Origin of the sequence: Sphingobacterium sp. B29 (genome assembly GCF_001952815.1) — a bacterium.
Lineage (GTDB): Bacteria > Bacteroidota > Bacteroidia > Sphingobacteriales > Sphingobacteriaceae > Sphingobacterium > Sphingobacterium siyangense.
This window is the reverse complement of record NZ_CP019158.1, coordinates 2,062,652-2,077,600: the sequence shown is the minus strand read 5'-3', so window position 1 is coordinate 2,077,600 and position 14,949 is coordinate 2,062,652. Positions and strand designations below refer to the sequence as shown.

The window sequence follows — 14,949 nt, the reverse complement described above, 5'->3', positions numbered from 1 at the left end:
TATATTGGCGAGGGGTATAATAGAAGATTAACAGAAGATTAACAGGCATCCAAAAACACCATTAACAACTGTATATCAATACATTAAAATTTTAAATATTTTTTCTTAATCTAGACAGTCTTTAAAACTTTTGGGGTAAGCTTCACCATATAAACGAGCGTAGATCTGACAGAAATTCTCATAGCACTGTAAGGCCAGGCTGTGATAGCCCAGCTGTAACAAGGAACGACATTTATGAATCATCGCCTCCTCATTGATTTCATCAAAATAGAATATCTTATTGCAGATCTCAATAATCAGTTCAGCATTATCCTGCACATTCAGATTTTCAATAAAATTGCCCAACGTTGTGAGCACCAGAATAGACATTTCACTTTTAAAATTATCGAGCCACTCATAGTCCACTTCGAAAAGGAAGCCACCTTTGTCAATTATATCGAGTAATTCTCTAATTTCAGTTTCTGTAAAATATTTTTTATTGGATACCATCCTGCTGAAGCGGAGGTAATCGATATATACTGTATCCATTGGCTCAATGCACCAGTAACCACTTTTTTTGGTCACCCTAAAATCACCCAATTGCTCGAGTAAACTATTGAGCTTGGCGATGTTCACTGATCGATTATTTCGCGCACTGGACTGGCTCTTATCGGACCAAAATAGCTCAGTCAGCTTCTCTGAGCTAATTCCCCGCTCCCATCGTACGGTATAGAGAATAAAAATCAGCAGCATTTCTTTAAGCAATGGCGAAAACTTCTTGGTGATTTCTTTTCCACCAAGATCCACAATCTGTAAGTCGCCACCGAAAAGGTAGATTCCGGCGCCATGTCGGGTTTCAAATCCCTTGGCCACTTTCTTGGGTTGCGGAAGATCTACCAATTGCCCGCTCTTATCTTGTTCAGTCTCCTTCAAGGGAGCTGCTTGTAGGTGCGGCTCTCCTATTTTATCAGTTTCCATGACGGAAATAGTTTGTTTTTTTTGCTTGCTTCTTTTTCGATACCACCAGATCAAGAGCGATAATCCCATTACAGCGAGGGCATAAAGGCTGTATTTAAGCAGCGCAGGCTTAGCCAAAGGTATTATACCCTGTTCAGACGGTAAAGGGGGAGCCAGCAAAGTATAAATCGTTGCCTTAGTCAAATCGGTCTTATCATCATAAAACAAGGTAACTGCAACGAAGGACTTAGATTTCGGCGCATAATAGAGATCGGCAAAAGAACGGATGTCATGAAAATCGAAGGGTATACTGCTCCCCAGAAACTGGTATTGTGTCCCTTTGAGGCTGCCTGCCACCAGTTGTAAATGTGTTTTGAATTTATTGTTCGGAAAAATCAATCCATAAAACAGTCCACTACTATCTTCAACGACCAGACTATTGGCCCATACCATATCAGCGAATGCAGATGAAAATTCGTAAACTTTTAGAGACGTGTGGTTTTTAAAATCAAGCTTAAGAAAATCATTTGAAATGCGGGGATTCAACATTTGATCTCCTGTGGAACTGCCGTAACCACCGGCCAGGTATACCCCATCCTTTCCCTGCCCCATTCCCGCAAGATAATGCGGAAAAATTTCATCACCTGTAAAAGGAATGCTATCCCAAGATTGTGTGGGCAGATGATAACGCAATACGCCCGCTTTGTATTTAAAATGTCCATAGCCCCCGATCATATAGATACTCGTGTCGGACGACTTAAAATATTTGTTGAACAGCCAATAGTTTGTGCCTACAGCAGGAAAATCAAATTGTTTATTCCATGTTCGACTGGTGGAATCATAAGCAGCAACGATTTTTTGGTCGATGGAGATATTCAGGACGTTCTTTTTGATCGGATCAAAAAGCGATTGGCTACCATTGACAAGCAAAAGCTTGCCATCGGCATATTCCTGCGAACGTAAATCACTACCACCAATTTTACTGATCATTAAACGCTTATTTCCAACAAAAAACAGTGTTTCTTCATTTTTGTCAAAGGCCACACTAGCTTGCCCTTCCAGTGTAAAAGAAGACTGTGTTTTCCATTCACTACGTTGCCGCTTGATCCAGATCGGATTACCGATTTCCGCTGCACTCTTTTTTTGTTCATCTAAACTCTTGGTCCCTGAAGACTCATTCAATGGCCAATAGTATTTAAGTTTGCTATTATCCGCAATTCGAATATCCTTTAAGCGCATGGGGGGAACATCCATCGTCTGGAAGTTTTTCATCATATTTGCACCAAAAACGAGCTTAAACTGAGGCGCAAACTGTTTATTGAGCCGATAGGAATACCGGGCCGTTCCAACCTGAAAATAAAGCTCCTTTTTATCCATATCGAGCTCGAGGCGCATTGGCGTCCAATTATAATACAACTGTAAGGCTGTGATATTGAAAGATACCGGGGTAAAGTCCTCCCCCACTACCAATTTAAAATGTTTGTCCTGATCAAGCCGCCGATCGTATATCAAATCGATATTGACACCATCATCCGTAATCAGTCGAAAGATATAACCAAAATAATCCTGTTGGAGTGGCAAAAAGGAAAGATCGAACGAAACAGACAGTTTATGTTGAAAAGAAATCGATTCCTTGGTACCGATCTGCAGGCTAGTCCGCTTATCGGCTTCCATGTTGTGGCTGGCAAATTCTAACCCATATTGCGCCGATCCAATCTGACAGATCAGTACAAACCATAAAACCAGAAAAAGATGTCTTGATTTTTTCTTCACAATTTAGATTAAGCCTGATCTCAAAAATATAAAATTTTAAATAGAAATCTAAAATTTCTGCAACTATTACCTCAGGGGGTGTAGCGATCTTTTGCCTAACACCAAATTTCTTCTTCATCGTGTATTTTGCCTCCATTTATGAGTAAAACCATGTTTTCACATGCGTAAAAAAAAACGCTACGCTTCACGACTTAATTTGGATGTTGAACGATTATCCCTATATTCGACAAGCCAAATCCCATAGGGAAATTGTGCGATATAAACCAATTTATCAATAGCAGGACATCATGAACATCCTAAAACCTTATTTGCTTATCCTTCTCCTACCATTCATGTATTTTAACTGCCTTGCGCAGTCCGCAACGAAGATTATCGATCTTTCCACCTATGGTGTTGTTCCCAACATGGGCAACAATAGTACTGCATTGGTCAATAAAGCTATTCAATCCATCTTCAGCAAGATTGGCAAGAAAGAACCTATTATTTTAAAATTCAAAAAGGGACGTTATGACTTTCATCCAGAAGGGGCAATAATCCGCGAATACTACATCTCCAATCACGATCAGGACAACCCCAAGACCGTAGGTATGGCATTTGAAAATTGCGACAATATCACAATTGATGGACAAGGATCAGACTTTATCTATCATGGCCGCATGTTACCAATTGCATTGATTGAAAATAAAAACCTCACTTTGAAAAATATCCACATCGATTTTGAGCGTCCCCAGATCTGCCAGGTCAAGATTTTACAAAACGATACAATCAACGGTACAATTACTTATCAAACTGCACCTTGGGTAACCTATACGATCAAAGACAGTATATTTTACAATACCGGTGAAGGTTGGCAACTGAAACCGACATCGGGGATTGCCTTTGAAGAAAAGACCAAACGCATTGTCTATAATACAAGCGATATTCGCGTAGGCACAACCAAAGTGAAAGAGCTCTCTCCGGGTATTATTCAAGCGCAGCAATGGAAGAACAGCAAGCTTATACCAGGTACCGTCGTTGCCATGCGCGCTGGATTTCGTCCCAACCCGGGCGTATTTGTCCATAAAGGAAAAAATATACGACTTGAAAATATCGCCGTCCATTACGCCGAAGGCATGGGTTTGTTAGCTCAATTAACGGACAACATCACATTGGAAGGTTTCCGAATTGCACTTCGCAGCGATCAGGATCCCCGTTATTTTACGGCTCAGGCTGACGCAACACATTTTTCGGGTTGCAAGGGCATCATTGTATCGAAGAATGGACTCTATGAAAATATGATGGATGATGCCATCAATATCCATGGTACCTACCTGAAGATCACCAAACGAATAGATGACAAAACATTGATCGGTCGTTATATGCACGATCAATCCTACGGATTTGACTGGGGCTACCAGGGGGATACGGTCCAATTTATCCGATCCAGTACAATGGAACTCTGGGACAAAAAAAATAAGATCCAATCCATTAGCGTTTTACGCGAGAAAGCCTCAGATCCAATCCGCGAATTCAAGATTACTTTAAGTAATGCTTTGGACCCTGCTATTGACCCAACAAAAATGGATATTGGCATCGAAAACCTTACGTGGACCCCACGTGTACTATTTAGTGGCAATACCGTACGCCACAATAGAGCACGAGGTGCTTTATTCAGTACACCCAAAAAGACCCTGATAGAAAACAACCTCTTTGATCATACTTCAGGTACAGCTATTCTCCTGTGTGGCGATGCCAATGGTTGGTATGAAACTGGCAGCTGTCACGATATTCGCATCCGGAACAATACTTTCATCAATGCCTTGACCAATATGTTCCAATTTACCAATGCGATTATATCGATCTATCCAGAAATTCCGGATTTAAAAAATCAGCAGAAATACTTCCATAGCCATATCGTCATCGAAGACAACCGCTTTGAAACCTTCGATAAGCCTATTCTTTATGCCAAATCAGTCAATGGATTGGTCTTTCGCAACAACCAAATCAAGACCAATAAGGAATACCCTGCTTTTCATTGGAATAAAAAGCCCTTATTTTTTGAACGTGTCGCAAATAGCAGTATTTCAAACAATACGGTAAATGGCAAACAAAGTGATTTACAAACCTTGGATCAATAGAGATTTTACTATCTTAGTATATTCTTTGCGAAGTTCGTAACAGCCGAATTTCGTAAAGAATAGCTTACGTTCAATAAAGCAAACATCTAACCAGGTGTAATAGTCGGGTTATCTAGGCACGCTATACACAACATTTAGAACAGCATTTGAAAGACAACATTGCCATATTGCACAAATTATCTCGGGGTAATCAAATTGCCCTAAGGGTACTTTATGATAAATATGCGCAAATGGTTTACCAATTTGCGCTTCATATTTTAAAGGATGAGCACATTGCAGAAGAAATTGTACAGGATACTTTTCTCCAGCTCTGGGACTCAAGAGAAAAAATAGATATAGACAGCAATATTCGAACATTTATCTATGTAATCAGTCGAAATAAATGCTTCAATAGGCTCAAACAGCTTAAAAGATACCATAGCCTCTTCGAACCCCTATGCTCCGAAGGATCTCATGATTGCATTTTTGACCAAGACCCTTTGGCGGAAAAAGAAGTGAACGAAGCACTGGAACAATTGGTTCAAAAGCTACCCAAAAAACAGCAACTCGTATTTCGTATGAGTCGATTCGAGGGACTATCACATCAGGAAATAGCGCAACAGTTATCCATTTCGACAAATACCGTAAAAAATCATTTGGTGTCTTCTTTAAAATTTATCAAAGAAGAACTCAAGCGTACCCCTGGAGATTCTTCGATCATCTATCCCCTATTATTTTTTACTTTTTTTTTCATCGACTAGTCCTTAGCCCAACTCAATATTGTTCTTATAATAAAGACCAATATCATGATGACCAATTCTGAGTTTGAAAACTTAGTCAAAGACTATCTCGAAAATAAGCTTAGTCCAGAACAGGAACAACAATTAATAGTTCTACTGACCACTAATCCTAGTGCCGATCTTTTGGCTAAATTTGACAAATTTTACCTCAAATATTCCAAGGAAGTCGCGCTAGAAAAAAATAAAAAAGACAAGATTTGGTCCAATATCCACGCGCATTTAGTTCAAGATACCCCGTATCAGACCGGTGCCATAAAAAATAGCCGTTGGAAAACCTTCCTCCCTTATGCAGCCATTTTCATTGGTATAATTTCTCTTGCAGCACTTTTATTTACGCTTACCGACAAAAATAAGGATGAGACCCCTCAACACGACACTACAGTAAATCAAATCTTTCTGAAAAAACATAGCGGTCTTATTTATGCCAGCAACAATACTAACGGCAACAACATCCCATTGAAGCAATCCGATTTCAAAACCTATGGGATTGTCAAGGATTCAGCGGGCACTCTTGTTTTTCGACAAGACGACAAACATGTTTTAGCCAACAACACGAAATTGACTATTCAAACCCAAAAAGGGCAAACACAAGCACTTGTTCTACCTGACGGTTCAAAAGTATGGATCAATAGCAATTCACAGATTACGTTTCCGAGAAGCTTTAATGAAATGGAACGTCAGGTACAATTAGTCGGCGAAGGGTATTTTGAGGTCACTCATCTCGATCGACAGCACTTCTCTGTACAAGGTTTACATTATACTACCAAGGTGCTGGGAACACATTTTAATATCCAAAGTTACCCAAATAGTATAGAAAGGATTTCATTACTGGAAGGGAAAGTAAAGGTTAGTAGTCCAAAGACTGTGATCCACCTTTCTCCTGGGCAGCAAGCATACGGAGAAACTGCAACACCTAAAAAAACCGAAATAGATACAACGGATATCCTGGCATGGCAGCAAGGTTATTTTAAATTCGAGAATGTGGATATTTATCAATTAACCGAACAAATTAGAGACTGGTATGATGTTAAATTTATTAAGATCAACTCACAAAGCGAGGATAGATTTTCAGGAACCTATCGACGCACCAATGATCTAAGTGATCTACTCAAAAATCTAGAGGAAGTTTCCAACCTGAGATTCAACATAAAAGAAGGAGGCATTTATGTAACCAATAAATAAACTTTAAATAAAAAAACGGAAGTGCTCCAACACTCCCGCAGTTAGATAACGACCAACAAAACGAAAATTATTAATCAATTTATCCAGTTCAAATGTATAAAACTTCTTATTCATTTCGATATCCTACGACCAGGATTATCGTAAAAACTATGATTTTTATGAAACTGATTATCCTGTTTCTAGTAATAGCCACGTTCCATGTCAGTGCAAATAGTTATGGACAAAACATTTCGCTACATGTGAAAGGGGAAAGCTTCAAATCTATTTTAACAAAGATTAGAAAACAGAGTGGCAAAGACTTTCTTTACAATTCTCAACAAATTGATGAAGACAAAAAAATGAATCTCAGCATTACCAACAAGCCTTTAGCCGAAGCTCTACGCATATTACTAGCCGATCAGCAATTGACCTATAGCGTGCGTAATAATGCAATTTTGATCCATCCCAATGCTTCTGCTTCAACCACAGCTGGAAAAGACAACACATTTCAACAGGATCTTCGGGGCAAATTAAAAGACAATACTGGAAAGCCTATTGCCGGAGCCACTATTCTGCTCGTCGGTACCGGACAATCTGTGGCAACAGACGAACATGGTGATTTTCAATTTGCCAAGACTCCGCCCAGTGGTGAGCTTCGCATTAATTTTATTGGATTTAAAGAGAAAACAATATCTTTCCAACGGTCCCAACAGCTCGTCATCACTTTAGAGCCTCAAATCAATGAAATGGAAGAAGTCGTTGTTGTGGGCTATGGTGTTCAAAAAAAATCAGACCTCACAGGTTCAATTTCTGCCGTTCAAGCTAAGGATTTCACACAAGGATCCAATATCAACGCCCTTCAGTTGATCAATGGTAAGGCACCAGGTGTAACCATCAGCCAAACCAATTCGGCGCCTGGGGCAGGAACCAAAATACAGGTCAGGGGTGCAGGTTCCATTAACAGTAGTAATGATGCCCTGATTGTGGTAGATGGGCTACCTGGTATCGACCCTAGTAGTTTAAGTCCGGATGATATCGAATCAATAGACATCTTAAAAGATGCCTCAGCAGCTGCTATTTATGGTACTCGTGCGGCTAGCGGTGTAGTGCTTATTACAACAAAAAAAGGAAAATCTGGCACAGCTATAGCGAAATATGATAGTTATATCGGGTTTCAAAATGTATCAAAAAAATTGGATGTCCTTAACGGAAAGCAATACATGCAAGTTCTGAATGCTATCCGAAAAGATGCAAACAAAGACGCCATTTTTACGGAAGACCAGATCAACAACATGGGAGAAGGAACCAATTGGCAGAATGAAATATTTAGAAAAAATGCGGTCGTACAGAATCATCAACTTAGCTTTTCCGGCGGTGGGGATAAGAGTAATTTCTATACCGCTCTAAATTATTTCAACCAGGATGGTCTAGTAAAAAACTCGGGCTACGCTAAAATTAATTTCAGAACAAATCTGGAATTTCGACCAAAGGATTATATAAAATTCAATATAAACGGAAATTATACCCGTGGTAACCAGCAAGCAATCTATACATCCAATGGAGTGAATGAAGCCGCGGGCCCGCTCAATAGCGCATTGCAATTTGACCCCACGCTACCGGCATACGTCAATGAACATGGTCGATACTACCTTAATAATTTTATCGCTTTAGACAATCCACTGGCCCTAATCAATGGTAAGGAGAATAGAAATATCTCCAATACATTTTATGGATTGATTACCGCAGAAATTAAACCTTTTACCGATTTTACAGCAACATTACGTGTTGGCGGAAGTACCGCCAACATGATGAACTCCAGTTATACGGACCGATCGACCATAAACGGTCTTGCCAATAGCGGATTGGGTTCAAAAAATGCGTCAAGTGGCCACCAATGGTTGGGCGAGTTTTTACTCAACTACAATAAAAAAATTGGAAAACATCAATTGGCTTTCTTATTGGGAACAACATTTGAAGAGTTTCAAAGTGAAGGCGTGGGAGCCAGTTCAATGAAATTTTTATCTGACGTCACTTCCTACAACCTTTTACAGAGTGGAGATGGTGATAAAGGCGACAATGTAAGTTCTAGTAAAAGCAGAAACAGACTCAATGGTGTATTGGGCCGTATCAATTATAATTTTAACGATCGTTATTTTATTACAGCCTCTTTGCGTTCAGATGGTACATCGCGCTTTTCGGAAGAAAACAAGTTTGCATTTTTTCCTTCCGGAGCTTTTGCCTGGAAATTAACGGATGAAGATTTTCTTTCCCATTTGAAAGAAAATGGTACCACGCTTAAACTGAGATTTGGATATGGACGATTAGGAAACCAAGGAATAGACAATTACCAAACAATCAACACCTTGGTCGCGTCGGGAAATGCTGTCTTTGGTGATAAGATTTATCAGGGTGTTGTCCCTGCGAGACTACCTAATAAAAATCTACGGTGGGAATCTACGGAAGAAATAAATCTAGGATTAGATTTTGAGCTTCTGCGTGGGCGAATTACGGGGTCTGTCGACGCTTACAAACGTAACACTAAGGATCAACTATTCAGTAAACCCATTTCTTCAGTGGTGGGCTTTAGCAATTACATGGTCAATTTTGGAAATGTTGAAAACCGTGGTATTGATTTTCAGTTAAACAGTAAAAATATTATTCGTGATCAATGGCAATGGAATAGTCTATTTAATTTGGCCTTACTAAAAAATGAAGTCAAAGAGCTACCAGATTTTATTCCACAACTTATTACGGGATCTATTGCCAGTTTTATCTCCAACTATCAACTTGTAGAACGTGGTCAACCCATGTTATCTTTCTATGGGTATGAGACGGAGGGAATATTTCAGAACGATGCGGAGATAAAAAATTCAGCACAACCTGAAGCAAAGCCGGGGCATATTCGCTTTAAAGATCAGAACCAAGATGGGAAAATAGACTTAAAAGATCGAACTATTTTAGGAAAACCTTTCCCTTCCATCAATCTGAGCCTTTCCAATACGTTCAAGTATAAAAATGTTTCACTGGACTTCCTACTTCAATACGTAGGCGGAATTAGTATGTTAGACGCCAATATCACCGAAACCCTCTATCCTACCAACGAATATCGCAACAGGTTATCCGAATACTACCTGAATAGGTGGACACCAGAAAACCCAACCAATCAATATCCGAGCGGCGTAAACCCTACAGCCTATGGTGGCGACTATATTATCAATTCAATGACTGTAAGAGATGCATCGTTTTTAAGACTCAAAAATATCAATTTAAACTACGAGGTATTGAAAAATGGAAAATCAGTCAATCGCGTCAATATATTTCTGGCACTAGAGAATTTGGCAACTTGGACCAAATATAAAGGTTATGATCCTGACGCAAGTGCGACAGGAACTAGTGCCGTTTCCAAAGTGAGCTACAATAGCTACCCCTTAGCACGCACGATTCGATTGGGATTAAATCTTACACTCTAAATTCGACTAACATGACAACATTAAAACTCAAATATCTCACCATATTATTGCTGTCCCTATCGACGATAGGCTGCAATTCATTTTTGAAAGAAGAAGTATATACAGAATACGACCCCAACAAATTCTTAGCCGATGAGACTGGCATTGATGCACTGCTTACAGGAGCTTATGCGCAATCCCGTATTATTGCTTATGATCATCGTAACTATACCTATATGATGAATGAGTTCAACACAGATATTGCCTTTGAAACGGGTGGTGGCCTTGAAAAAGATGCCGCTCCATTTATCCAGTTTAATTGGTCTGTCAATAATAGTTTTTTAAATTCATTCTGGGAGAAAATGTATAAAGCCATTGCCAGTGCAAATTCGGTTATCATCCTATCCAATCAGCTCAATGGCTTAGACCCGGCCAAACTCAACAAAATACAAGCCGAAGCCAAGTTTATCCGCTCGTCATCTTATTATTTCCTCTATAATTTATTCGGCCCTACCCCCTTGATTGATATCCCCGTCGGCGCCAGTCCCCAAGAGATCGAAGAAATTGGAAAAAATGCCAAAAGAGCCGACCGAGATGTCTTTGTCAACTATATCATCAGTGACCTTGAATTTGCCAAACAATATTTACCGCTTACAGAAAGTCCAATAGGCAGGGCAACAAAAGGTGCCGCTCTTGGGTATTTAATGAAGATTTATCTCAAAGAAAAAAATTGGAAAAAGCTGACCGATGTCACTCAGGAAATTATAGACCTTCATCAATATGAACTGTATAGTAATTATCCACGGCTTTTTGCCATTGAAGGTGAAAGCAATAAAGAATACATCTTTAGGGCACCTTGTATCGCGCAGGCAGGCTATCAAAATAACTACATGGCACATGCTTTCCCGCCAAACTACCCTATTCTCACCAACTGGGTCAATTTTGGTGCACAATTCCGTACCTATAGTGCATTTTACAAAACCTTTGAATCGAACGATAAAAGACGTGAACTTCTCATACGAAACTATACCGATATCTCTGGTAAAAATGTGGAATTGCTCGAGGATAACAATGGTAAAGCCCTCAATGATGTACGAAGCTTCAAATACTGGCCAGATCCAAACGGTGTGGGCGAAAATATGGGTAACGATATTGTCTACATACGTTATGCCGATGTTCTTTTAAGTCGTGCTGAAGCACTTAATGAGCTAAATGGTCCTAATCAAGAGAGTATCGACCTCATCAATCAGGTTCGTCAACGTGCCAATACAACTTTGCTCAAATTAGCAGACTATACTAACAAATTATTGTTGCGTGATTTTCTACTGGCGGAACGTGGGCGAGAGTTCTTTTCTGAAGGATTGCGTCGCGAAGACCTGATTCGACATGGAAAATTTATCCAGTCAGCCAAAGAGCGAGGTTATGCAGCCAAAGAATACCAGGTCGTTTATCCTATCCCGCTCCAACAAATTGATGCAAACCCAAATTTAACGCAAAATGAGGGTTACTAAACCATACCACGATTTATTGCTGTTTATTATCATGCTTGGGCTTTCCTGTCCAAGCATATATGCCCAAGTTGTCGCCCTCCCAAATAAACAGCAGCTTGCTTGGCAGAGAGCCGAATTTGGTATCATCTTTCACTATGATCTGCATGTCTTTGACCGGAAGGCATATCAACAGCAATCCAATCGTATTGTTCCGGTTCCTGATATACACATTTTCCAGCCGCAACAACTGGATGTCGAACAATGGGTGCTGAGCGCAAAACTAGCCGGGGCTAAATTCGCACTCATTACCGCGACTCATGAAACTGGATTTGCCCTTTATCCCTCAAAAGTCAATCCCTATAACACGAGTGCTTTAGGGTGGAAAAACGGGAAAGAAGATCTTGTTGGTGATTTTATAAAAGCCTGTATCAAACACGGGATAAAACCAGGTATTTATGTAGGGATTCGTTGGAACGCTTACCTTGGTATTCACGATTTTAAAGCAATCGGTACTGGACAGCAGCAAATAGAACGGCAAAAATACTATAATAAAATGGTCGAGGGAATGGTACAGGAGCTATGCACATGGTACGGTCCACTGTTTGAGATTTGGTTTGATGGTGGAGCCAGCAGCCCTGAGAAAGGTGCTCCAAATGTGCTCCCAATTGTAAAAAAATATCAACCTAATTGCCTTTTCTATCATAACGACGAACTGGCAGAAGCAAGATGGGGCGGTTCCGAGTCTGGAACAGTACATTATCCATGCTGGTCTATGTTTCCTTTTCCTTATACCGGCGCAGGAGAGAGTTGTCCAAGGGCAATTTCCACAAACGATTTCTTACTCTTAAAAACCGGTGATCCGGATGGAACCTATTTTATGCCTGCAATGGCTGATGCCCCGCTCCGCGGAGCAAACGGTCGACACGAATGGTTTTGGGAACCAAATGACGAAAATTCGGTATTTTCTCTTAACCACCTTGTGGATATGTATCAAAAGTCTGTCGGCAGAAATGCAACTTTGATCCTAGGAGTTACACCCGACACCCTGGGGCTTGTGCCGCAAATAGATCGGCGGCGATTAGAAGAACTAGGAAGTGAGATCAAACGTCAATATGGTAGTCCGATAAAGGATCTAGACCCAAAACAAGAGCTTATTCGCTTTAAAAAGGCGAAAGCTGTTACCCAGTTAATGATTGAAGAAAGCCTTGATCAAGGACAACGTATACGTGCTTTCCACATTACTGCGAAAACAAAGCAGGGATGGCAAACACTATTTACGGGTTCGTCCGTTGGTAACAAATGTATCATTCAATTGAAAGGCCCCATTCGCTGTACACAAATTAAATTAACAATAGATAAGGCCATTGGCCAACCTATTATTCATACTTTTAATGCTTATGATACTTTCTAAGAAAAATAGCAAATTTATCCTATTAGCGACCCTATTTACAAATATGGGGTTATTGCTGCAGGCGCAGAGCCAAAGCAAGGCACAACTTGGTCCCACAACAGAACGCCCCAATATTGTCGTGTTTTTTGTGGATGACCTCGGTTGGCAGGACATGTCCGAACCATTTTACAAGGTCAAAACGCCGATCAACGAAAAGTTTCATACCCCCTATCTGGAAACATTGGCCAAAGAAGCCATTAAATTTACCAATGCGTATGCAACACCGGTGTGCACACCTTCCCGGGTGAGCTTTCTGACCGGTTTAAATGCTGCTCATCATCGTGTCACCAATTGGACCCATCCCAAGGCTGACACCCCGACCGATAGCAAAGATGAATTGTTGAATCCACCGGATTGGAATATCAACGGACTAAGCCCTGTGCCCAATATACCACATACGATATATGCTACTCCATTTCCAAGCATCCTTAAAGCGAATGGTTACTATACCATTCATGTAGGTAAAGCACATTGGGGATCTGCCGGAACACCTGGTGCCAGTCCTTTAAATTTGGGTTTTATGGTCAATATTGCAGGACACTCCGCCGGGCACCCACAAAACTACTATGGCGAGCAGAATTACGGTAACCTTCCTGGCAAAGCAGGTTATCAGGCGGTTCCCGATCTTATGGAATATCATGGCACATCCACATTTCTAACGGAAGCCTTAACCCGGGAGGCGCTGAAGGCACTGGAGGAACCTATACGCCGTAAGGAGCCTTTTTTCCTTAATTTTTCCAACTATGCGGTGCATGTCCCGATCCAACCCGATCCACGTTTTGTACAAAAATACCTCGACCGCGGCTTAGATTCCACTGAAGCAGCTTATGCTTCACTGGTCGAAGGTTATGACAAAAGTATGGGTGATATCGTTCAATTTCTTAAAGACAAAAACCTATACGATAACACCGTCATTATTTTCCTTAGCGACAATGGCGGACTAAGCCTCAGCCCAATGCGCACCGGACCAAGCCATACACAGAACCTACCATTAAAAGCTGGGAAAGGGTCGGTTTACGAAGGTGGAATCCGGGTTCCTCTGTTGATCAAACAGGCCAAGCAGCACCCTGCAAGCACAGATGCTACCCCTGTTATGGTCGAAGATCTCTTTCCAACGATTCTCAGTTTAGCCAAAATAGATCACTATCAGCTCGTACAGGAAAAACCAGATGGAAAAAATCTTTTGCCCTTAATGGAAGGCAATAGGTCCGACAATTGGAACAGCCGGCCATTGGTATGGAATATCCCCAACAAGTGGACAGTGCCAGATGGCCCTGGAATCAACTTTTTCTCGGCAATAAGACAAGGAGATTATAAGTTGCTTTACGACATGAAAAATGGGAAGCTTGAACTTTACAACCTGCAGCAAGATATCGGTGAACTCAACAACCTTGCCCCAAAAATGAAAGGAAAAACCAGCGAGCTCAGCAAATTACTTTCTGATCAGCTCCGGACTTGGAAGGCTCAGTTGCCGACCTACAAAGCTACGGGACAGCAGATCCCCTATCCTGATCAAATTAAGCCGATGGATTAAGGGGCCTGCTTGGATGACTTATACAGCGAAGCCCCGATACAACGAAGCCCCGAAAGTACATATCGGGGCTTCGCTGGTTTATCCTCTCCTTCGAAGATACGATTTAGCAAAATCTGTTGCTATCCTGACAACTATCCTTTTTTTTCTTTTTTTGCAGATTCAATCAGTTCACGCATTTCTAATTTAATGAACATTAGGGGTCTTTTATTAATTTAAAATATTATTAAACCTTGACAATAAAAACCGAATTTTTTATGGCT

At 40.7% G+C, this 14,949-nt stretch carries 8 protein-coding genes; 7 read left to right on the top strand and 1 reads right to left on the bottom strand.

Annotated features, from left to right (window positions below; all coding sequences use genetic code 11):
* Positions 1-105: 105 nt before the first annotated feature.
* Entirely contained in the window at positions 106-2,709 is a 2,604-nt protein-coding gene (locus BV902_RS08695; protein ID WP_157625976.1) for a hypothetical protein, read from the bottom strand.
* Positions 2,710-2,996: 287 nt separating this feature from the next.
* Between BV902_RS08695 and BV902_RS08685 the strand changes: the two genes are divergently transcribed.
* The 7 genes from BV902_RS08685 to BV902_RS08655 all read left to right on the top strand — a co-directional run bounded on the left by BV902_RS08685 (position 2,997) and on the right by BV902_RS08655 (position 14,689).
* A complete protein-coding gene (locus tag BV902_RS08685) occupies positions 2,997-4,826 on the top strand; it encodes a right-handed parallel beta-helix repeat-containing protein (protein ID WP_075991598.1) in 1,830 nt (609 codons plus the stop codon).
* A 146-nt stretch (positions 4,827-4,972) separates the two neighbouring features.
* Positions 4,973-5,566, top strand: coding sequence for an RNA polymerase sigma factor (locus BV902_RS08680; protein WP_075991597.1), 594 nt, complete (start codon positions 4,973-4,975; stop codon positions 5,564-5,566).
* Between the two features lie 45 nt (positions 5,567-5,611).
* Positions 5,612-6,787 carry a FecR family protein gene (locus tag BV902_RS08675; protein ID WP_075991596.1) on the top strand — a complete coding sequence of 392 codons (1,176 nt, stop codon included), beginning with the start codon at positions 5,612-5,614 and terminating at the stop codon, positions 6,785-6,787.
* Between the two features lie 158 nt (positions 6,788-6,945).
* Positions 6,946-10,236: a TonB-dependent receptor gene (locus tag BV902_RS08670; protein ID WP_075994683.1), complete on the top strand. Its 3,291-nt coding sequence runs from the start codon at positions 6,946-6,948 to the stop codon at positions 10,234-10,236.
* A gap of 11 nt (positions 10,237-10,247) precedes the next feature.
* Positions 10,248-11,726, top strand: coding sequence for a RagB/SusD family nutrient uptake outer membrane protein (locus BV902_RS08665; protein ID WP_075991595.1), 1,479 nt, complete (start codon positions 10,248-10,250; stop codon positions 11,724-11,726).
* Positions 11,713-13,116, top strand: a complete 1,404-nt coding sequence (locus BV902_RS08660; RefSeq protein ID WP_075991594.1) for an alpha-L-fucosidase — start codon at positions 11,713-11,715, stop codon at positions 13,114-13,116. The genes BV902_RS08665 and BV902_RS08660 overlap by 14 nt, the downstream gene beginning before the upstream one ends.
* Complete coding sequence (locus BV902_RS08655) at positions 13,103-14,689, top strand: sulfatase (RefSeq protein ID WP_157625972.1); 1,587 nt, start codon at positions 13,103-13,105, stop codon at positions 14,687-14,689. The genes BV902_RS08660 and BV902_RS08655 overlap by 14 nt, the downstream gene beginning before the upstream one ends.
* The last annotated feature ends 260 nt before the right edge of the window (positions 14,690-14,949 follow it).